The 18,884-nt window shown below is 54.5% G+C and carries 20 protein-coding genes; 12 read left to right on the forward strand and 8 right to left on the reverse strand.

Annotated elements, in window-relative coordinates; genetic code table 11:
• Positions 1 to 67: 67 nt before the first annotated feature.
• Together EUZ85_RS06155 and EUZ85_RS06160 are read left to right on the forward strand one after the other, a co-directional pair.
• Positions 68 to 805 carry an AzlC family ABC transporter permease gene (locus EUZ85_RS06155; RefSeq protein ID WP_127968466.1) on the forward strand — a complete coding sequence of 246 codons (738 nt, stop codon included), beginning with the start codon at positions 68 to 70 and terminating at the stop codon, positions 803 to 805.
• Entirely contained in the window at positions 805 to 1,116 is a 312-nt protein-coding gene (locus tag EUZ85_RS06160; RefSeq protein ID WP_127968467.1) for an AzlD domain-containing protein, read from the forward strand. Before EUZ85_RS06155 ends, EUZ85_RS06160 begins: the two co-directional genes overlap by 1 nt.
• A 60-nt stretch (positions 1,117 to 1,176) precedes the next feature.
• Here the strand turns inward: EUZ85_RS06160 and EUZ85_RS06165 are convergent, their stop codons facing one another.
• The gene (locus tag EUZ85_RS06165; RefSeq protein ID WP_127968468.1) at positions 1,177 to 1,887 is read right to left on the reverse strand and encodes a CARDB domain-containing protein; all 711 of its coding nucleotides are present in this window, start codon (positions 1,885 to 1,887) and stop codon (positions 1,177 to 1,179) included.
• Between the two features lie 143 nt (positions 1,888 to 2,030).
• Positions 2,031 to 2,516: a hypothetical protein gene (locus EUZ85_RS06170; RefSeq protein WP_127968469.1), complete on the reverse strand. Its 486-nt coding sequence runs from the start codon at positions 2,514 to 2,516 to the stop codon at positions 2,031 to 2,033.
• 69 nt (positions 2,517 to 2,585) lie between these two features.
• Here EUZ85_RS06170 and EUZ85_RS31095 point away from each other — a divergent pair, with 69 nt between their 5' ends.
• A complete protein-coding gene (locus EUZ85_RS31095; RefSeq protein WP_164887194.1) occupies positions 2,586 to 2,735 on the forward strand; it encodes a hypothetical protein in 150 nt (49 codons plus the stop codon).
• A 134-nt stretch (positions 2,736 to 2,869) separates the two neighbouring features.
• Here the strand turns inward: EUZ85_RS31095 and EUZ85_RS06175 are convergent, their stop codons facing one another.
• From EUZ85_RS06175 to EUZ85_RS06185, 3 genes are read right to left on the reverse strand one after another with little or no spacing between them, the layout of a single operon-like run.
• Positions 2,870 to 5,236, reverse strand: coding sequence for an ATP-dependent DNA helicase (locus EUZ85_RS06175; RefSeq protein ID WP_127968470.1), 2,367 nt, complete (start codon positions 5,234 to 5,236; stop codon positions 2,870 to 2,872).
• A complete protein-coding gene (locus EUZ85_RS06180) occupies positions 5,227 to 6,888 on the reverse strand; it encodes a VRR-NUC domain-containing protein (RefSeq protein WP_164887195.1) in 1,662 nt (553 codons plus the stop codon). Before EUZ85_RS06180 ends, EUZ85_RS06175 begins: the two co-directional genes overlap by 10 nt.
• Before the next feature lie 17 nt (positions 6,889 to 6,905).
• Entirely contained in the window at positions 6,906 to 7,892 is a 987-nt protein-coding gene (locus tag EUZ85_RS06185; protein WP_127968472.1) for a GlxA family transcriptional regulator, read from the reverse strand.
• Positions 7,893 to 8,213: 321 nt separating this feature from the next.
• On the opposite strand from EUZ85_RS06185, the gene EUZ85_RS06190 reads away from it, so the two are divergent.
• Positions 8,214 to 8,480 (forward strand): hypothetical protein, encoded by a 267-nt coding sequence (locus tag EUZ85_RS06190; protein ID WP_127968473.1) that lies wholly within the window; start codon positions 8,214 to 8,216, stop codon positions 8,478 to 8,480.
• A 74-nt stretch (positions 8,481 to 8,554) separates the two neighbouring features.
• On the opposite strand, the gene EUZ85_RS06195 is transcribed toward EUZ85_RS06190, so the two are convergent.
• Positions 8,555 to 9,352 carry an SdiA-regulated domain-containing protein gene (locus EUZ85_RS06195; protein WP_164887196.1) on the reverse strand — a complete coding sequence of 266 codons (798 nt, stop codon included), beginning with the start codon at positions 9,350 to 9,352 and terminating at the stop codon, positions 8,555 to 8,557.
• A 376-nt stretch (positions 9,353 to 9,728) separates the two neighbouring features.
• Here EUZ85_RS06195 and ehuB point away from each other — a divergent pair, with 376 nt between their 5' ends.
• The 8 genes from ehuB (at position 9,729) to EUZ85_RS06235 (ending at position 17,950) form a co-directional block, all read left to right on the forward strand.
• The gene (ehuB, locus tag EUZ85_RS06200; protein ID WP_127968475.1) at positions 9,729 to 10,556 is read left to right on the forward strand and encodes an ectoine/hydroxyectoine ABC transporter substrate-binding protein EhuB; all 828 of its coding nucleotides are present in this window, start codon (positions 9,729 to 9,731) and stop codon (positions 10,554 to 10,556) included.
• Positions 10,557 to 10,567: 11 nt separating this feature from the next.
• Entirely contained in the window at positions 10,568 to 11,230 is a 663-nt protein-coding gene (gene ehuC, locus EUZ85_RS06205) for an ectoine/hydroxyectoine ABC transporter permease subunit EhuC (protein WP_206618005.1), read from the forward strand.
• Positions 11,227 to 11,904 carry an ectoine/hydroxyectoine ABC transporter permease subunit EhuD gene (gene ehuD / locus EUZ85_RS06210; RefSeq protein WP_127968476.1) on the forward strand — a complete coding sequence of 226 codons (678 nt, stop codon included), beginning with the start codon at positions 11,227 to 11,229 and terminating at the stop codon, positions 11,902 to 11,904. Before ehuC ends, ehuD begins: the two co-directional genes overlap by 4 nt.
• A complete protein-coding gene (gene ehuA, locus EUZ85_RS06215; protein WP_127968477.1) occupies positions 11,901 to 12,674 on the forward strand; it encodes an ectoine/hydroxyectoine ABC transporter ATP-binding protein EhuA in 774 nt (257 codons plus the stop codon). Before ehuD ends, ehuA begins: the two co-directional genes overlap by 4 nt.
• A gap of 115 nt (positions 12,675 to 12,789) precedes the next feature.
• Positions 12,790 to 13,461: a VWA domain-containing protein gene (locus EUZ85_RS06220; RefSeq protein WP_127968478.1), complete on the forward strand. Its 672-nt coding sequence runs from the start codon at positions 12,790 to 12,792 to the stop codon at positions 13,459 to 13,461.
• A 6-nt stretch (positions 13,462 to 13,467) separates the two neighbouring features.
• The gene (locus EUZ85_RS06225; RefSeq protein ID WP_127968479.1) at positions 13,468 to 14,229 is read left to right on the forward strand and encodes a PP2C family serine/threonine-protein phosphatase; all 762 of its coding nucleotides are present in this window, start codon (positions 13,468 to 13,470) and stop codon (positions 14,227 to 14,229) included.
• Complete coding sequence (locus EUZ85_RS06230) at positions 14,208 to 16,985, forward strand: hypothetical protein (RefSeq protein WP_127968480.1); 2,778 nt, start codon at positions 14,208 to 14,210, stop codon at positions 16,983 to 16,985. Before EUZ85_RS06225 ends, EUZ85_RS06230 begins: the two co-directional genes overlap by 22 nt.
• Positions 16,982 to 17,950: an ankyrin repeat domain-containing protein gene (locus EUZ85_RS06235; protein WP_127968481.1), complete on the forward strand. Its 969-nt coding sequence runs from the start codon at positions 16,982 to 16,984 to the stop codon at positions 17,948 to 17,950. The genes EUZ85_RS06230 and EUZ85_RS06235 overlap by 4 nt, the downstream gene beginning before the upstream one ends.
• Positions 17,951 to 18,079: 129 nt before the next feature.
• On the opposite strand, the gene EUZ85_RS06240 is transcribed toward EUZ85_RS06235, so the two are convergent.
• Together EUZ85_RS06240 and EUZ85_RS06245 are read right to left on the reverse strand one after the other, a co-directional pair.
• Positions 18,080 to 18,313, reverse strand: a complete 234-nt coding sequence (locus EUZ85_RS06240; RefSeq protein ID WP_127968482.1) for a hypothetical protein — start codon at positions 18,311 to 18,313, stop codon at positions 18,080 to 18,082.
• A gap of 31 nt (positions 18,314 to 18,344) precedes the next feature.
• Positions 18,345 to 18,623, reverse strand: a complete 279-nt coding sequence (locus EUZ85_RS06245) for a hypothetical protein (RefSeq protein ID WP_127968483.1) — start codon at positions 18,621 to 18,623, stop codon at positions 18,345 to 18,347.
• Between the last annotated feature and the right edge of the window lie 261 nt (positions 18,624 to 18,884).

Below are 18,884 nucleotides of genomic sequence, written 5' to 3' on the forward strand. Positions count from 1 at the left end.
GTCCTTATGCGTCCCTCTTCGATGCTTTCTATATGCGACAAAATTATTCTCTGAGAGCAGTTCTTTTATGACGACTCACGCACTTGAATCGCCCGGACAGGCGTTCCGAGCCGGCGCACAGAACACGATTCCTTTGATCGTCGGCGCCATTCCATTTGGCATTGTATTTGGCACCCTGGGGCCGGTGAATGGGCTGTCTTTTGAAGCGACGCTGGCGATGTCTTTGATCGTGTTCGCCGGCTCGGCGCAGTTTATTTCCCTGGGCTTACTGGCGGCGGGGGCGTCTCCCTGGCTGATCGTTCTGACTACCTTTGTGGTTAACCTGCGTCATCTGCTTTACGCCGTCACCCTGATTCCCATGGTGCGCACCTTGCCGCAGCGCTGGCGGGCCCCGATGGCGTTTTGGCTGACGGACGAAACCTTCGCCGTTGTCGCTGGCCGCTTGGGCGGCGAGCATGCGGGGCAGTTTCACTGGTATTACCTGGGGTCTGCTCTGTCCATGTACCTCAATTGGCAGCTATGCACCCTGTTGGGATTGACCTTGGGCGAGTGGGTTCCTGATATCGAAAACTGGGGCCTGGATGTGGCCATGGCGGTGACCTTCATCGGTATTGTGGCGCCGCAGGTGGTTAACCGTCCTCGTTTGGCGGCGGTGCTGGCGGCTGGCGTCTGCTCGGTATGGTGGCGAGAATGGCCGCATCAATTGGGCCTGTTTGCAGCAGCGCTGACGGGAATACTGTGTGGACTGGGCGCGGAAGTCGCATTACAGAATCGCAAGTCTGAACTGGCCGAGGGAGGTTGCTGATGGAGTGGGCCATGTTATTGGGCATGATGGCGGTAACCTTTGGCATTCGCTATCTGCCGTTCGCGCTTGCGGACCGGTTGCGTCTCAACCCCTGGGTGGAGAGAGCCCTGAGCTACGCGCCGATGGCGGTGCTGTCGGCGATTATTGCGCCGGCGGTTCTGGTTCTCAAAGGCGAGCTTTGGCTTGATTGGCGCAATCCGTACCTGATCGCAGCGGCGGCGGCGATTGTTATCGCCGTGCTAACCCGAAACCTGCTGGCGACTATCGCTGCGGGCATGGGGCTTTTCGCATTATGGCGGTTTTGGCTGTAACGCTTGCTATCCTTGAGAGGGAACGGCGCCTGGAAGAGCGCCGTTCCCGAATAGTTAATATTACCCCTGCTTTTTGTAGATAGCGGTATTGTTGTTTTCGTCGCATTCGCCCACTTTGTGAGAATAATCCACCATGAAGTGTAACTCGGCGTCAGGGTCGAAGACCCAATAGCCAAGCCGGAACTTAACGCTGGCGGAAGCGCCGGGCGCCAGAGCGACGACAGGCTGGATGTCTGACGCGCCTGTGCCGGGGTCGTAAACTCTTGCGTCTGTTGCGGCTGACATGGCGACGCCCACATTAGTGACCACGATTTTTATGACGGACTCGCCGATCGTAGAGTCCCACACAGGGTCGTATACGGTACGGATCACTAAGTCCGGGCCGCTGCACTCGCTGACGCAGAGACAGTAATAACGCTCGCTGACGACGGTTTTTTCATGGGGCGTCCCCATAAAGCAGGCCGTTTTCTCATCGAACTGATTGCCGTAGAGCCATACGTCTCTGTCAGTCGGCGAGGGGAATGTGTCAAGGTTGTTGGATTTGCACACATAGGTGCGCTTTATATCGTCATACGGCGCCAACTCGCCTTCTGCCCGCCACCCCGTCCAGGCGCGACAGGTTTTCGGGCAGGTTAAGGGCCCCTCATTTCCATAGACGTTCGGGTACCAGCCGGCTTTGTAGTGATTGGACACGCCATCCTGGATGGGATCAGCGAAAGCGTTGGAAATCGCAAACAAAAGTGCGATAGCAATACAGCGAAGAAATGTCATGGCTTCCCTCCATCATAATCCTGAAGTGATAAAGGCATCCTGCCCGGGCGCTGAGAGTCCATGCCCGGTATGGGTAGTTTAGATTCGGCGGGATTTTATTGGAAATATCGGAAAGGAACTTATCGGCTTAAGGCGTGACGCTATTACTTCGTTGAGCAATATGCGCTGTTTTTTCTATCTTTTACACTTTGCAGCATATGCCAGACAAGGTATGCATGCATTGACTCTTCGTTATGGAAATCGGCCAGTGACTGATTGCCGAAGGCGCCTATGGATTCTTTGCTGGCGTTTTTGGTCAGCCACTTGGAGAATGCGCTTATTAATCCCTTTTCTTCGTTAGAGTCTTTTTTAACTCTTTGAGCGCGCCCCTCAAGTTGGTCTACGATAAAGGTGCAAGGATGATCTGACTCAAGCGCCTTGTCGAAAGTCACCCACCATTTTTCACGGCCGGTATCAATGCAATAGGCCACACTTCCGCCATCCGAAGGCAGCGCGATTTCGCAGATGTTAAAGTCGCCATCGCTATCCTGGATATGGCTTATAGTCGCCCCCGGCGTATCACAAGCTGAGAGAAGAGGCGTTGAGATAAGCGCCAGGGCAAAGTGCAAGTAAAGGGATACTTTTCTCATACTAGAAGTTTGTTTCCTTAATTTTTGGCTCATGAATGTATAGATCTGAGCATAGGAGCTCAAGCTTCAATGCTTGAGATCAAATATAAAGGCGATGGATCTGAAGTTTCTGGTGTAAGCGATCTTAACCCTGCCTGGGCGGCGACGATGCATAATGCCTATTTTGTTGAGAAGTTGTTATTTTTTCCTGGCGGACTGCTTAACTTTGCCTACACTTAGGAAGACACAGCGAATGCGCAGTCTGCCTCATCAGATCAGCGGTTCGAACCTCTCGAATGATGTTTTCTTGAACGCTACTCGGCCCCTGCTTGGGGCCTTTTTTTATTCCAGAGTGTGCCGCGTCGCATAACTGCTCAATGGTCATCAGGGACTGGATCTTGCGACCAGAATTGAGTAAGACCGGATTGCAGGTTTTGACTGTTTCTGACGAGCTGTGGTCGCCAATGTTGTGGGGCCAAGGCGGGATAAGGCGGTTTGGTGAAACGGTCGTCTACCAGGATCACGACGCCTTTGTCTGATTCCGTGCGGATCACCCGTCCCGCGGCCTGCACCACCTTTTGCCAGCCCGGTAATTGGTAGGCGTAGGCGAAGCCGTCCATCCCCTGGCGCTCAAAATAGGCGGAGATCTGCTCGTTGACCGGACTGATCTGCGGGAGACCGGGTCCGAGAATGATGCAGCCCACCAGACTGTCTCCGACCATGTCGATACTTTCCCCATAGACGCCGCCAATAACGGTGAAACCTAACAGCTCGCGGGCCTTGCGGAAGCGGGTGAGAAAGCGCTGCTGATCTTCCTGGCTGGCCTGTCGGGTCTGCTGAGCAAACTCTATCTCTGGATACAGCTTGGCGAAGCGCTCAGTGAGCTGCTCCATGTAACTGAAAGCTGGCGTGAATACCCAATAGTTTCCTGGTCGGGAGGCGATGCTCTGCTGGATCAACGCGCACACTGCGTCCAATTGGGTATCCCTGCTGCGTAGCCGGAAACTCAAATAGGGCGCCATAAACACCCCCAGATGCTCTGGCGGAAAAGGCGACAGGCTGCGCAAAAGCTGAGGATTGTCATCCAGGCCCAATAAGCTCTGGTAGTAATACGGTGGCGTCAGTGTTGCGGAAAACAGGGTAACGCCATGACAGGCCTGCAGCATCGGCCGCAGTAAACGAGCAGGAGACAGGCAGCGTAAACTCAGGACGCGCTGTTGCTCCCAGTCGCGTTCGAAACAGGCGAAATCGTCGCCGATGCTGGGAGCCAGACCTATCCAGCCCTGTGCGGTGAAAATCGCCTCCTGCACCTGTCTATTCAGCTCTGTATCCGCTGACGCCAGCAAATCCTGGGGCGACATCAGCCAGTGCTCCGCCACGGCGCAAAAATCCTGCAGGCGCGCCTCCAGCGCCTGTTGGCCTTTGCCTGGCGCCTGCTCAGGTGTGATATGCATTTGCCTGATGGCTTTGACGACGGCGTTGGCGTCTTTCCTCAGCGCCTTGCATTGACGGCCAATACGATTGAAAGGAGCCTCGGACAGCTCTGCGGAGAACAGATCCCGCGCCCGGTCAGGCAGGTTGTGCGCTTCATCCGCCAGCAGGCCGATACGATTTCGAGAGAAAAGGCTGTCTGATCTGACCTGGGGAGAAAACGCATAGTTATAGTCGCCAATGAGGACATCCACCCAGGGCGCCAGCTCGCCCTGCAAACCGTGAGGGCAGAGGTCGTATTTCAGCGCAATCTCGCGCAGGCGCTCGCCATCCAGCCATGCCGTCGCCAGCGCTTCTTCCCGCGCTTCCGGCAGGCGTTGATAGAAATCGCGTCGGCGCGGGCAGTCCAGTGGATCGCAAACGGAGTCGCCGCCGCAAATACGGTCGCGGGCATGGAGCTGCAAGGTGCGCAGAGGCGCATTGTCCAAGCGCATATCCAGCATGGCCTTCAGCGCCGCTTCTTGGGAGGAGGTTTTGGCGGTGATCAACATCACCTGATCCAGATGACCTTCGCCCATGGCTTTCAGCGCCGGGAACAGTGTCGCCAGGGATTTACCGCTGCCAGTGGGCGCCTCTATCAGCGCCTGACTGGCGTCGCGCAGGCTGAGATAGGTCTGGCGCGCCAATTCCCGCTGGCCCGGGCGAAATCCGCTATAAGGAAAGTTGAGATCGCGCAGCAGAGCATTCCGTTGAAGGCGGTGCTGCGTCAGGCGGCGATACCAGTCTTGCAAGAGCTGAAACAGCGTATCGCTCTCTTGCTCGGCTTCCTCACGGGACATTTCGCTATCAAATTGCGTCTGCTCCATGTCTGGAACGCGCACATAATTCAGACGCAGCCTGATCGGCGTTAGGGAGGGTTCTGTTTGTTCCCGTCGCCACAGCAGTGCGTACAGTAACAGCTGCAGCCTGTGTCTTTCCGCCAGTCCAAGGGGGAGATGTTGCGGGTCCTGGCGCAGTGTTTTGATTTCTTCGAACAACGCATGGCTGTCAGCAATGCGGAGGCCGTCTATGCGCCCCTGCAGCTGTAGTTGAAAATCCGCTTCGGAGAGCGTGATCTTTACCGGGGCTTCGCTGACGTAGTCCGCCGGCCAGCCTTCCTGAACCTGCTTGTGCGCAAGCTGCCCTTCGCGGGCGCTGGCGGTGTCCCGATCCTGATGGTCGAGGTCGCCCAATTGCGCAAGGAAATGAGCGGCTTCCCGAACGCTAAGCTTGTAGGAGAGTGTGTCGGGGGGCGAAGACTTTATAGCCAAGTGACTTGAACCAGTTGGTAAGGGATGCCGTATTGCTCGAACGTCGCCATCCAGCGTTTTTGATTGGGTTGCAGGCTGTCAGTGGGGCTTTTCACTTCCAGTAATTCATAGCCGCCCTGTTCAGGGAAATGAATCAGGTCTGGAAAGCCGCTGCCATTCTCCCGCAAATCTCGCAGCATGCGTTGAAAGACCGCTCGCCAATGCTCGCGGGGAATGCGCTCCAACGCTATCTGCAGGTAGTCTTCTCCCGCTTCCGGCCAACCGACGAAAGGATTGTTCAGGCCAAACTTGTCCCGCCATCGCGTCAGGACAATTTCAGGCCAGTCTTCTGCGTTTAGTGAAGCGAAAGCGGCCTGGACCTGCGCATGACGCTTCTTGGTGAAGTTGGCGTCGTAAAGATCATGGGGGCGATGCTGATAGGGATGGCTGAAAGCGCCGGAAACCGGGGCGAAAACCGCCGGCCAGAAGGTCAGCCCGAATACTGCATTGAAGAGCCAGTTCTCTACATAAATGCAAACTCCGCCTGCCCCAGCGACTTCCAGGCGCACCAGTTCCTCCACCCGCAACTCGGGATTGGCGGCGATAGTGAGCAAACGCTGTAGAGGTCGGAAAGGCGACGTGCGGGGCTTTGGGCGCCCCAGTGCTTTGGCGCACTTGTCGGTGAACTGCTCAGCGAAAATCAGCTCAGCTTCAGTGGAAGGCGAGTCAATGATGTCTGCGCAGACCTCCTGCGCCGCCTCATATTTTTCCTGCTTGAACAGAATGCGGGCGCGGCGCTCGCGAGAGGGCGGCTCCTGAGTGCGCAGGTAGACCTGATACGCCAGATCCAGGTCCTGCAGGCGCTCCAGATCGCGAGCGACTTTATTGCAGAAGCGGTCATGGCGACGGCGCAGGACGGCGCTATCTCCCGGCGCAGGTGTTCTGGCGATGATATCGACACATGCGTCGACGCTCAAAGATTCGAGAGCGGAATATTCGTCCGCCAGCGCCACCAGTTGTTTGATGTGGTCGATGTCCTCACGTGCGGCGAACAGCCGATGTTCGGGATCGAGCTGGTAGTTTTCGTAGCGAATGACGCCTAAATCAGAGGTGACGAAGGTGGTCAGGTCCTGATAGAGGTTGCCGAAAAACAGCAGCCGGAACAGCAACACCAGATCGGTATGCTTGAGCTGCAGAAAGCGGAAAACGCCCTGTTGATAAATGTCCGCACAGGTCAGCTCAAGCCCTTCCAGCAGTTTGTCGCGCTTGCTGCTGCGAGGGGCCTCCGCACGCCAGTTCTGGCGGATTTCCTCTTTGGTCAGCAAGGTCAGTAACGCCGGGGCTTCTGCATCAGGATTGAACTCAATCCAGCCTTTGTCGGCAAGAGTATCCAGATCTTCGCCAAGCTGGGGAATCTCTGCATAAGCCAGTTTGTCGCTACGAAACAGCGGGCCTTTGCGCCCGTACAAGCGCACCAGCAATGCCTGTTGCGTGCGCGTCAGGTTCTGGAAATTCTGGATATAGGCGCTTTCTTCAGCGCTCAGCAGGTTGGCGTACTGAGCCTCCACACAGCTCAACAGGGTAAGGAAGTTGTCCAGGTAATAAAACGGCTGAAGCTGCGGCGCCGTCTCGGGAGCGTCCACGTTGGAGTCGGCTGCGTTTGTTTCAGACATATGGGCGGCTTCGGACATCAGGTTATGCTGCGGCGCTGGAATTTGTTTCGGTACTCTTTCGGGGTCAGTCCGGTTTTCTGTCTGAACAGTTTGGTGAAGGAGCTGACGTCTTCATAGCCTACCGCCAATGTGATCTGACTGACATTGTCAGACGTTTCCTCCAGGAGCTTTTTCGCCTCTTCCAGACGCAGCGTCTGCAGGTAACCGAGCGGCGTGTCGCCGGTGGCGGCCTTAAAGCGGCGCGCCAGGGTGCGTGGACTCATATTGAAGCGTCCCGCCAGATCGTCGATTCGCACGTCCTTGTCGCAGTGGGTTTCTAGCCAGTTTTGCACCCGCAGCACATCTTCGTCGCGGTGATACTTGCGCGCCCGCATGGAGGAGTAGCTGGACTGATAAGTGCGGCCCATATCGATGACGAAGGTCTTGGCGGTCTGCACCGCCACTTCGTGCCCGCAGAAGTGTTCGATCAGATACAGACACAGGTCCAGCCAGGCGATGCCGCCGCCGGAGCAGAACACGTTTTCCGAGGCGGTGAGCATTTGCTCCGGCCGCAGGTCCACCTGGGGGTAACGTTGTCGGAACATATCGACAAAGGCCCAGTGGGTGGTGGCAGTGCGGTTGTCGAGAATGCCTGCTTCCGCCATGAAGAAGGCTCCGGTGCAGTTGCCCGCGATGATTGTTCCCTGACCATTCATGGTTTTCAGAACCTCAATCAGTTGAGAGTTCTGCATCAATGTCTTCTCGATATCGCCAGCGATGGAAGGAATAACCAGGATGTCGCTTGGCTTGATGTCGTCAAAGCGGGCGTCGGCCTGAATCAGCAGCCGGTTATGGCAGCGCACCGGTTGTGCGTCCCGGGTGGCCACGCGGATGTTGAACTTGGGATGGGGCTGGCTGCGTTGAATGTGATTCCAGGTCACCCCGGCCATGGCCAGCAAATCCACCACGCCGGTGATGGCGGAAGATACCGCGTAGTCGAAACCGAGAATTGTGACTTGCTGCATGCTTTTACCCGTCATCGCTTGGATTGGCTATATTAGCCTAAAAAATGTCGAAACAGACAGTGTTGGAGAGGGGCGATGCATGACATTCTGCTTTGGCCAACCAGATAGCGGCCTAACAGCTATCCTTTCTGGTTTGATTTGTCTCATACGCACCGCGTCAGCGGTACTTATCAGCCCATGTTCGACGGCTCCCATGAAGGCGTCGGGCGTGGGTTTTTTTATGGATAAACCCTCACTATACTCACTATAAGAACTCGGATACGTTGTCTCTTGGTTTTTGCGGAATAAATTATTAGAACAAGCTGTTATAGGAGATCGCCAATGAGTATGGCGGAAGAAAGCCGGCAGGCAAAAATGATTGCGGAGATGCGGGGCTTCATTAAGAAAGTGCTGATGGACCCCACCATTCCGGTTAAGTGCATGGAAATCGCACGCAGGCTGCAGCAGGAAAAAGACGCGGAACGTAAAATGGCTGATGAAATCAGCGCCAGCACCACCATCCGCATTCCTGAAAACATGAGCGATGCGGACAAGCTATTTCTGGACGTGCTCAACGAAGTCTTGGAGGATGAATCGGCGCTGTACTGATTCTCGCAGGCCGGCGTCGCCGGCCCTGATCAACGGCGCGCCAGAGTATTAATAACTCTGGCGTCGCACGTTTCTTATTCGCTTATTACCACTTTATACACATACAACTCGGCGTCTTTGTCGCTAATGACATAAAGCGACTGGCTCGCTGGATCATAAGCAACACCCTCCGCCTTTCGCACTGGCTTGAACTTGCCGGGCTGTTTCCCTGGCTTGGTCAGCGCGGCAGAGCTTTTAACCCGTCCGCTTGTCAGATCATAGAAATAGATCCTCGCTGCTTTGTCGCTGACGATAGCCAGTAAGTTATGCTCGGGAATCACTGTCAGGCCGGAGTAATCGATGTCATCCAGAGTGGTATCGTCGTCGCTGACGCCGGTTTCCGCCAGTTTGACGCTGTTTAACACTTTGCTTAGGTCGCCGGATAAGTGCAGAAGCACTCCAGGGTCACCTTCTTTTAAAGCGTAAATGCTGGCGTCAGCGGAGTTCCAGACGACGCCCTCCAGACCTTTATTCTTTTTGGTTTGAGCAAAAAAGGTCGCGCTTTGGGCGAAGTACTCGAAGTCGGATAAGCGACGCTGCGCCACGGGTTTGCCAGACGCGAGGTCGAAAACGAAAAATTCATTGCTTTCCTCTTTGACTGCAATCAGACGGTGGTGTTTTGCGTCGTAGGCGACGCCTTCAAAACCAGATGCTGGCGCATCGATGCTCTTGAGTGTCCGCCCCTGGCGATCCAGCAGAAATAACTTGGCGGTGTCGTCGCTGACTGTCCAGAGTCCGCCGTTGGCGTCGAGCGTCAGCCCGGATGGCTCCGTTAGCCCCTGCGCTTTGTTTTTAACGGAATGGAGTTCGGTGAACTGCAGCGATATTTCCATGGCGGCCGCTGGCGCGGACAAGTGGATACTGGTAGCCAGCAGCAATGTGAGCCCCGGCTTGCGCACCATGCAATGACGGAGTGATCTGGCGAAAATATGAGAACAGAAAAGCGAATAGCGACGCATAAGTTTGATGTCGAATATTTAGTTACGAGGTCGGGGCGTTATTGTAATGCAAAACCTGAATTGAGGCGCCGGTTATCTCCTCTGAAGCCTGCAGTGGCAGGGGCTGGCGGCGCGGTTGTGGGAGAAGAGCAAGTAAGCAATATTGTTAGAATTCAAAATAATTATTGAGAATTAATTTTCACCTACTTATGATTTTTAAGGATTTCGGCAGGTATTTTTGTTTAGTGATATAAGGAATTCGAGGGAAGTCATGAAAAGTATATTTGCGTTTATATTGTTCGCGCTCTCCACCGTCACAATGGCTGACACTTGGGATGAGATCAGTAAAGAAGGCAAGATCACCCTGGGCGTTGCCAACGAGCGCCCCTACGGATATCTCACTCCCATGGGAGAGCCCGCTGGAGAAGCGCCATCCATCGCCATGTACGTGCTGGACAAGCTTGGTGTGGATGATGTGGAAGTGGTGGTGACGGAATTCGGCTCCCTGATTCCCGGACTGAAAGCAGGCCGCTTCGACGTCATTGCCGCAGGCATGTATGTCAACCCGAAGAGATGCAAACAGGTGCTGTTTTCCAATCCCACCTACACCATCGGCGAGGGCTTTCTGGTGCTTGACGGTAACCCAAAGGGGTTGCACGGCTATGGCGACGTGAAAAAAGCGGATGAAGTAAAAATGGGCGTGATGGCGGGCGCGGTTGAATTCGGCTACGCGAAAAAATTTGGCGTGCCGATGGATCGCATCGTGACGTTGCCGGACTATCCTGCGGGCGTAGCCGCGCTGAAATCAGGACGTATTGATGCGTTGGCGGGCACCAGCCTGACCATGGCGCAACTGGCGCAGAAGGATGAGCGGGTGGAGTTGGCGCAACCGTTTGATGAGCTGAAGATTGATGGCGAATCCGTTAAGGGCTACGGCGCTTTTGGTTTCCGCAAGGGCGATGAAACCTTGCGCGACAATTTCAATCGAGTGCTGGACGGTTTTCTGGGAACGGAGCAGCACGTCAGCATGGTGAAGGAATATGGTTTCGGTAAGCACACTCTGCCGGGCGACGTCACCACTCAGGAGCTGTGTAACTAAGCCTTTATCTCATGGAACTGAGCGAACTGACGCCCATCCTGCTACAGGGCGCCTGGATCACCTTGAAAATTCTCTGCCTGTCTCTGCCTGTCGCGGGGGCGCTGGCTTTTATCGCTGGCTTGACGCGGCTATTTGCGCCCACCCCATTGCGGCAGATCGCGCGGGTATACATTGAGTTTTTTCGCGGCACTTCCGCCTTGATTCAGCTGTACTGGATTTATTTTGTGTTGCCGTTTTTCGGCTTGAATCTGGACGCAATGACGGCGAGCGTCATCGCGCTTGGATTAAATATCGGCGCTTATGGCGCGGAGGTGGTGAGAGGGGCTGTGCTGGCTGTACCCAAAGGGCAGTACGAAGCGGCGGTGGCGTTGAACTTTACGCCCTGGAGCCGACTGTGGCGCATTATTCTGCCGCAGTCGCTGATCAATATGATTCCGCCGTTTGGCAATCTCGCCATCGAATTGATGAAAGCGACCTCTCTGGTTTCGCTGATCACCATTGGCGACCTTACCTACAAAGCCAAAACTCTGGCGGACGCGACCCTGCAGGTGGGCGAAATTTTTGGTCTGGTATTACTGATCTACTTCGTGATGGCGCAGGTGATGGCCTATTTGTTCCGGTTGCTGGAAGCGCGTTTGGGCCGAGGCATGGATAGAGGAGGTTTGCGCTCATGATAGAACTGGATTGGGACTGGGATTTCACCTGGGAAGTGTTGCCGGATCTATTGAACGCCGCACAGATAACCTTATTAGCCACCCTGCTGGGCAGCCTGCTGGCGATTGGCGTGGGGTTAGCACTGTCATTGCTGCGGCGCAGCCCCTCGCGCTGGATCAGTTGGCCGGTCTACTGGGTGGTTGAGTTTGTGCGCAGCACGCCGCTGCTGGTGCAGATCTTTTTCCTTTATTACGTTATGCCGGAGTTTGGCGTAAGTCTGTCGCCAATGACCACCGGCGTGCTGGCGCTAGGGGCGCATTATGGGGCGTACCTGTCCGAAGTGTTTCGCAGCGGCATCGATGGCGTGGAGAAGGGGCAATGGGAAGCGGCCAGAGCGCTCAACCTGTCGCAGTTCATGACCTATCGCGACATCGTATTGCCGCAGGCGTTGCGAGCGATGATTCCGGCCACCGGCAACTATATCATCGCTATGTTCAAGGAAACTCCTCAGCTCTCCGCCATCACCTTGTTGGAAATGTTGCAGACCGCCAAAATCCTGGGCTCTGAAAATTTCCGTTACCTGGAGCCATTCACGCTGGTCGGCTTGCTTTACCTGGCGTTCAGCATTATCGCTGCGCTGGGCGTGCATCAGATTGAGCGTCGTTTTCCCAAAGAAGGATTCAGCCTACGATGACCTCTCCCATCATTGAATTTCAGAATGTAAAAAAACAGTTCGGCGAACTGGCGTTATTTGAAAACTTTAACTTCAGCGTCGAAGAAGGCGAGATCGTTTCCATCATTGGCTCCAGCGGCTCCGGGAAAAGCACGTTATTACGCATCCTGATGACCCTTGAGGATATCGATGGCGGCGTGGTGAGGGTTAAAGGCGAGCCGTTATGGCATATGCCCAAAGGCGAACGGCTTGTTCCTGCCGATAAAAAGCATCTGCGCAAGATGCGGAACCACATGGGAATGGTGTTTCAGCACTTTAATCTGTTTCCCCATATGACGGTGCGACGCAATATCACCGAGGCGCCCATGCGGGTGAAGGGCAAAACCCGACAGGAAGCGGAGCGGGAAGCCATGGATTTGCTTGCGCTGGTAGGGTTGCAAGATAAAGCGGATAGTTATCCCGCGCAGTTATCCGGTGGGCAGAAGCAGCGGGTCGGCATCGCCCGCGCTTTGGCCATGCGGCCGGAAATTCTGTTGCTGGACGAAATAACGTCGGCGCTTGACCCGGAGCTGGTGGATGAAGTGCTGGACGTGATTCGCAACCTCGCCAAAGAGCACAGCTTCACCATGCTGCTGGTGACCCATGAAATGTATTTCGCCCGGGAGATAAGCGATCGCGTCTGTTTTTTCGATCAGGGCAGGATTCTCGAAGAAGGTCCGCCGGACAAGATTTTCGTAGCGCCTGAGAAAGAGCGCACCCTGGCGTTTCTGAATGCTTTCATCAGCGCCTGATATCCTTCAGAATGTCGCTCAAATCTGGTTGGGCGAGTATGTGAAGGGGCCTTTGAAAAAAATAGCGCTTTGTGTTTCTTTTGCCTGAATTTCTGGAAGTAAGCGAGGAGTAGGTATGTCTGACACATTGATTCCGGATGTGGTTTTTAACGATAACAACAGCCAGCGCACCCCCTGCGTTCTGGTTCTGGATGGCTCCAGCTCCATGTTTGGCGAGCCGATCAGACAGCTCAATGAAGGACTGAAGCTGTTGGAACAGGCTTTGAAAGAAGACGCCAGCACAGCGATGCGCGTGCAGCTTTTGGTGATCCGCGCAGGCAATCACGATCAAGCGGAAGTGCTGACGGATTGGGTGGACGCCATGGACTTTCATGCGCCGGAAGTTTTTGCGAACGGTACGACTCCCCTTGGGGGGGCTATGAAACTGGCCCTCAACAAAATCGAAGACCAGAAAGCGGCCTACGACGCAAATGGAATTTCTTCCACTCGTCCTTGGATTATCCTCATCAGCGATGGCGCTCCTACAGACTTCGACTGGGAGTCGGTCGCGGACCGCTGCCGCCATGCAGAGCAAAATCGTAAAGTCGTGATTTTCCCCATCGGTGTGGAAGGCGCGACCTTCGAGACGCTCAATCAGTTTTCCAACAAAGGCGCCAAGAAACTGAAGGGCCTGCAATTCCGTGAGCTCTTTGTCTGGCTGAGCCGTAGCATGGCCACTGTATCGGTGTCGTCTCCCGGCGAAAAAGTGCAGTTACCTGCGACAGACTGGTCTGAAGTCGAAGTTTAATCCTCTATGACAAGCAGTTATCCAGAACCGGCCTGGAAAGTGGTCGCGGCCAGCGTTGCTGGCCCCCATCATGTCCGGGACGGACTACCCTGTCAGGATGCGTTCAGTTGGCGCGTTATTGGTGAGCGGCTGGTTGCGGCGATAAGCGACGGCGCAGGTTCTGCGGCGCAGTCGGAGCAAGGAAGCCGTATCTTAAGCCAGTGTGTTGTGGACGCCTTCGCTGAGAATGTTGCAGCGCCATTGCAAGAATCCGAAGTGCGCAGGATTGCAGAGCAGGCCATCGAAGCTTGCCGAACTCAACTGCTGCAAACTTATCCTGACGCCAATCTGGCGGACTTTCATGCCACGCTGGCGGCTGTCGTCATGGACGACCGAGGCGGATTTGTCCTGCAAATCGGCGATGGCATGGCGGCGGCGGTGCAGGAGCGTCAATGGGCGCCTTGCCTGCTTTGTCTGCCGGAAAACGGCGACTATGCGGAAGAAACCTTCTTTTTCACTCTGGATGGCTGGCGTCGGCATTTGCGCATAACCCCAGTGCCCGCGGATTACGATGAGCTGATATTGGTGACTGACGGCGCATACAGCTTTACCGCCAAGCCCGCCGCAAATGGATTGGACCGTGACTTTATCGCTCCGGTCTGCGCATTTCTGGAACAGAACGACGAAGAACGGGGCGTCGTTGCGCTCAAGCAGATTCTCGATCACGCCAACGCCCGCCGTATTTCTGGTGACGATAAGACGCTGTTATGGGCCAAACGCAAACGCTGATTGAGGTGGGCGGCGGAGCCGTCCGCCTGCTGGATAAACCTCTGGGACAAGGCGCGGATGCGGCCATATACCGCGTTGAGGGGCGTCCTGAACTGGTCGCCAAGATTTATCACAAACCAGAGCAGGACCCGGGACGCCGCGCCAAGCTGGAAGCCATGTTGGCGAACTCGCCGGAGCTGTCCCACATTGAGCATGATGGACATAGCTTTGTGCAAATCGCCTGGCCGCAGTCCATTGTGACGAATAGACATGGCGAGTTGAGAGGCTATCTGATGCCTTTCGTCGACCTGTCCCGAGCTGTTTCACTGGAAATGATGCTGAACCGTAAGACACGGCAGTTCAGCAAGCTACCTGAGCACTACGGATACCGCCTCTCCGCCGCCAAGAATCTGGCTGCGCTGATCGCTGCGCTGCACCGCAAGCGTCATCATGTCATCGACATGAAGCCGGTAAACATCAATGTTTATCGGGAAACCTACTTCACTGCATTGTTGGACTGCGACGGTTTCAGCATCCAAGGCGCCGGCAGGCGTTTCTCGGCGCACCAGTACACGCCTGACTATATCGCCCCGGAAGCTATTAAGGGACGCCAGGGGCCGGACCAGCTTGGTGAAGAGCAGGATCGCTTTGCGCTGGCCGTCATCCTGTTTCAATTGCTCAACCAGGGCGTGCATCCATTTCAGGGAACCCCCAAAGGCGGGGCCAATTTACCCACGACCAACCATGAGCGCATTGGCGCGGGTCTATATGCTTATGGCTTAAAGGAGCACCCCCGGATCGCCCCTTCCCCCTGGAGCATTCACCAGTCTCTGGATACGCGCACACGTCAGCTATTTGAAAACGCCTTCACTCAGTCACCCTACGCCAGGCCGACAGCGCAAGAGTGGAGCGATCATCTGCATTGGTTATTAGCGGCGGATGATTCGCCGTTACAACCCTGCCCGAATAACAAGGAGCACTTGAGTTTCGGTAATGGGTGCCCGTTCTGTTCCGTCGAACAAAAAGCGGCGAACAGCGTAAAACGTAAAGCCAAGCGGCCCGCCAAGGCGCAACCGCCCAAAGGGAGAAGGGCGCATCGCGCTACGGCGCAGACGCAACCCCAACCTCAATATAGGCGCCAACCTCAGCCCGCTGCGCCGCCTATTGTTATGCCGCGCAAAGTTAAGTGGGGGCTCATCGCGGGTTTATCTGCTGTGGTTATGCCATTTCTATTGTCAGCGATATTAAACCCCGTGATTGCGTCCTGGCGTTGGCCAGGAATTACGGAGGCGGCACTTAATATGGGGTGGCTGGTCTGTGATCAAGACAGGGATTTCAACCTGCTGTATCAGGCTTTATTGACCAATAACCAGGCGCACATCAAGCTGGCGTTGGATAACGTAAGTGGCCTCGGTTGTTTGGGAGACATAACCGTCGACTACGCTAATGGAGGCATTGGCGAGAACCGTGTATTTGATGACGAAACATTCTGGCTGTTGCTGCAAAAGCTGTCCTCCGCACCACAGTCGTATCAACAATGGCTAAGCCAGGAGTCGATCTCTCAGAGCTATAACGGTTCCTATATGGGCTATTACAGCGAACCTCTAGAGTATATTGGTAAGGCGGTTACAAGATATCTGGGGACCCAGTTATATAGCCGCGACTTGCGGAATACTTGGCGGCGGCGCTTGGCTGTTTTAAGTGAAGATCACGGTCGCCGGGCGTTGGATGGCAAAGCGCTTGGTGATGAGCTGGCGCCTGAGTATGAACAGAACAAGAGAGTAGTGAACGCCTTAGAAGAGTCTATATTTGAGCCCCTTTGGAAATGGACCGCCAAGCATAATGTTAATGACTTTTTGAAGATACTGCCCCCACGGCCGGTGGTGGATTTGGATAAAGTCGGCTGGATCGTCGCTATGGTGGCGGAAGATAAACAGGAACGCGTGGAGACGCTTCTCAAGCACCCGGCGATAGCTTTTAACGACGATAAGCTTTCCAAAAGCCAGCGAGCAGAGCGGGATCAGGTTATCGCCGCCAACTTACTCAAGGCGAAGGACATTTCTCTACTTCCGAAAGCCATTAGAGAGTTGCCCTTGAATTGCGACGAGCTGTCCAGCGCTTTTCATTATGTGGGTGTCGACAATCGCAACATAATAAAAGTCCGTAATGATTCAGCCTCGTACTATAGCTCTTGGCGAAGCTCTGGACGTTCGTCATCACAGGTGCAGATGAAAAAAGGGGGGATAGAGTATTTGGTTCGTCAACCGCAATTGGCTTGTACGCTGGCGGGGATGACCGGGATGAAGCGTGATGGAGGAGAACACCTGCAAAGCGTTGCTGAATTTTTGAACAAAATTGAGGCTGAGACTCCGGGCGTTAAGCAGAAAGTGCTCTGGGATATCGCGCGGGACTTCCCACATTGGGAAGGCAAGATTCGCTTGATTCTCAAAGGGACTCGCAATAATACGGAGAGACTGGTGATCTGGTTGTTGAAAGATCAGTCCGCTGCGGAATGGGTGGATAAAGACGGGAATACTCTGGCGCACTTTCTGGTGAGCTGGGCGTCGCCGGAACTGGTGCAGAGTCTGCCCAGCATGGGCGCTTCGACCTTGCGAGCCAATAACGGCAATTTGACGGCCAAGGATATTTACCTGCAACGTCTGGCGTCGAAAGATTTTGTATCGGAGGAGGAAAAAGCGGCTTTGGCGGCATTGGAGAAACGCAGCCCTGCGGAAATGCTGGATGAATACTTTTTCGGGGGCGATAGCGAATCATGAAGGCGTTTTTCACTTTGGGCGCCTGGCTGTTCAATAGGCCTGGAATGCAGGGCGCGCGAATCAGTGGCGCTATCATGCTTCTGTCGCTTGCGTGCGCGGCCCACGGGCAATCGGAAGAAGCGAGAGCCAGCGCGCTGTATGCAGCGGATAAGCTGCAGTGGGACTCGGTAGTCGATACGGCATGGCCCGAACTGGTGAAAAACGCCAAGGACTCCCGCTATCCAGCGCAGGGCTTCAACCTGGACGCATTCTCGCTTGAAGATACGCAAGGGGCTCCTGGCGTGTCTTATCTCAATTTTCTGGCTCGCGACGGCATGTATGACGCGCTTTTGCAGGCCCTTCACGCTGGTGTGAAGTTTCCCCATAGCGATAACTATGACGCCATGTACACCGCTGTGATTGAAGCCAAGAAGCACGAGAACCCCTATCTCACCATGGCGTTGGTGTCCTCCATCGACCAGTGGAATATCGCCCATCGTTTGGCGGCTCGCAACAAAGTCAAAGAACTGCGCGAGCTGGATAAAAAAGTACTGATGGCGCGGACGGAGTTTGGCCGCAACGCGCTGATGCTGGCGATTCTGTACCAGAATAAAGAAGCGGTGAAATATTTGAGCTCGCACCAAGCGCTTCTGAACCAGAAGGATGACTTTGGGTGGAGCGTCATGATGTACGCGGTTTATGTGGAAAATCCATCGATTCTGGACGTGTTGTTCAGCCTGCCAAAACCGCCAAATGTAAATCTGCAGTCTTATGCATGCGTGGACGCCCCTAAGCTGCGCATCGCCATGATTGGCAGCCGTATGCTCAGGCAGGCGATGTCGGGAGGAGGAAGTCCTGCGGACACCAGGGAGCTGTTACGGCAGGATGCTACCTACAGCCGGCTGCTGGAGTTGTCCAACAAACAGCGTAGAGATTCCTGTAAATATTATTTGATGGACAGGCCCTATCATAACTGGCTGTTATAACTGGCAAACAGTAAGCCCACACTTTACTCAGGACGGGTCACCCTAATAAAAAAGGCCGAACATCCCGATGGATATTCGGCCTGTCTCGCGGCTGGCAGTCAGCCGATCATTACACTCTTATCAATAACATCAGTTACAGGGAACTGCGCCGATGTCAGAACCGTCACTGGCCGCGCCGCAGACCGGGGAGTTGGGGAGCGGGGTGTAGTTTTGATTGTTATAGTCAGTTAACAAAGGATCTGTAAATAAGCCATTAATATCAAATCCAGCTTCCTTCCAGCGCGTTTCGGTGAACTTGCCGTTCCATTTTCCGGCGACATATGCATTGGAGGAATTTATCAAGTTAAAGTCTCTGATAAACAAGTCGGAGGTCCAATGCTCACTTTCTTTAGCGTCACAGCAATTGTAGGGCACCTGGACTTGGGTATTTTTTCCCGGCGACAATCACGCCAGTAGCTCCTTGCGGTTGGCTGCCAATGCTTACTGTTGAGCTGGCAGGTGGATTGTCGTAGACCTGAACAGCTTCTTCAGCTTGCACACGGACATTCAGTTGATATGGGTTTGGCGTTGAGCTTGCTTGCGCCATATGCGCAATTAGCATAGCGGGTGCGGCAAGCACTAGCTTTCTGCCCCAGTTTATTTGAAGGTATTGAGTCGTATTTATTCCTGACATGACCGTCACTAGCTCCTTGGTCGTAAGATAAGAGAGTTATTTTTTATTCGGGGCGGGCGGGAATGCTTTTCTCCACCGGTCCCGGTCGTGCAATTTATCCTATGATCTATAACGAAATAACTGGGGGTGACACTATGTAACTGATTGAAAATAAGCGACTAAATGTATTTTTGAGTTGTATTGGAATGTAGAGTGATCGTTCTTTTTTTATAAGGTGGAAACCTAGAGCTGATGACTTCATCTATAGCCTTTACCCGCCAA

This window comes from Hahella sp. KA22, assembly GCF_004135205.1.
Taxonomy (GTDB): domain Bacteria; phylum Pseudomonadota; class Gammaproteobacteria; order Pseudomonadales; family Oleiphilaceae; genus Hahella.

Excerpts from the sequence above, each read along its gene's own strand:
- EUZ85_RS06220 (WP_127968478.1), top strand. The coding sequence starts at position 12,790 with ATGTCTGACACATTGATTCCGGATGTGGTTTTTAACGATAACAACAGC.
- EUZ85_RS06230 (WP_127968480.1), top strand. The coding sequence starts at position 14,208 with ATGGGCCAAACGCAAACGCTGATTGAGGTGGGCGGCGGAGCCGTCCGC.
- EUZ85_RS06190 (WP_127968473.1), top strand. The coding sequence starts at position 8,214 with ATGAGTATGGCGGAAGAAAGCCGGCAGGCAAAAATGATTGCGGAGATG.
- EUZ85_RS06185 (WP_127968472.1), bottom strand. The coding sequence starts at position 7,892 with ATGCAGCAAGTCACAATTCTCGGTTTCGACTACGCGGTATCTTCCGCC.
- ehuB (WP_127968475.1), top strand. The coding sequence starts at position 9,729 with ATGAAAAGTATATTTGCGTTTATATTGTTCGCGCTCTCCACCGTCACA.
- EUZ85_RS06155 (WP_127968466.1), top strand. The coding sequence starts at position 68 with ATGACGACTCACGCACTTGAATCGCCCGGACAGGCGTTCCGAGCCGGC.
- ehuC (WP_206618005.1), top strand. The coding sequence starts at position 10,568 with ATGGAACTGAGCGAACTGACGCCCATCCTGCTACAGGGCGCCTGGATC.
- EUZ85_RS06165 (WP_127968468.1), bottom strand. The coding sequence starts at position 1,887 with ATGACATTTCTTCGCTGTATTGCTATCGCACTTTTGTTTGCGATTTCC.
- EUZ85_RS06225 (WP_127968479.1), top strand. The coding sequence starts at position 13,468 with ATGACAAGCAGTTATCCAGAACCGGCCTGGAAAGTGGTCGCGGCCAGC.
- EUZ85_RS31095 (WP_164887194.1), top strand. The coding sequence starts at position 2,586 with ATGCTTGAGATCAAATATAAAGGCGATGGATCTGAAGTTTCTGGTGTA.
- ehuD (WP_127968476.1), top strand. The coding sequence starts at position 11,227 with ATGATAGAACTGGATTGGGACTGGGATTTCACCTGGGAAGTGTTGCCG.
- EUZ85_RS06195 (WP_164887196.1), bottom strand. The coding sequence starts at position 9,352 with ATGGAAATATCGCTGCAGTTCACCGAACTCCATTCCGTTAAAAACAAA.
- ehuA (WP_127968477.1), top strand. The coding sequence starts at position 11,901 with ATGACCTCTCCCATCATTGAATTTCAGAATGTAAAAAAACAGTTCGGC.
- EUZ85_RS06235 (WP_127968481.1), top strand. The coding sequence starts at position 16,982 with ATGAAGGCGTTTTTCACTTTGGGCGCCTGGCTGTTCAATAGGCCTGGA.
- EUZ85_RS06160 (WP_127968467.1), top strand. The coding sequence starts at position 805 with ATGGAGTGGGCCATGTTATTGGGCATGATGGCGGTAACCTTTGGCATT.
- EUZ85_RS06180 (WP_164887195.1), bottom strand. The coding sequence starts at position 6,888 with ATGTCTGAAACAAACGCAGCCGACTCCAACGTGGACGCTCCCGAGACG.
- EUZ85_RS06170 (WP_127968469.1), bottom strand. The coding sequence starts at position 2,516 with ATGAGAAAAGTATCCCTTTACTTGCACTTTGCCCTGGCGCTTATCTCA.
- EUZ85_RS06245 (WP_127968483.1), bottom strand. The coding sequence starts at position 18,623 with ATGTCAGGAATAAATACGACTCAATACCTTCAAATAAACTGGGGCAGA.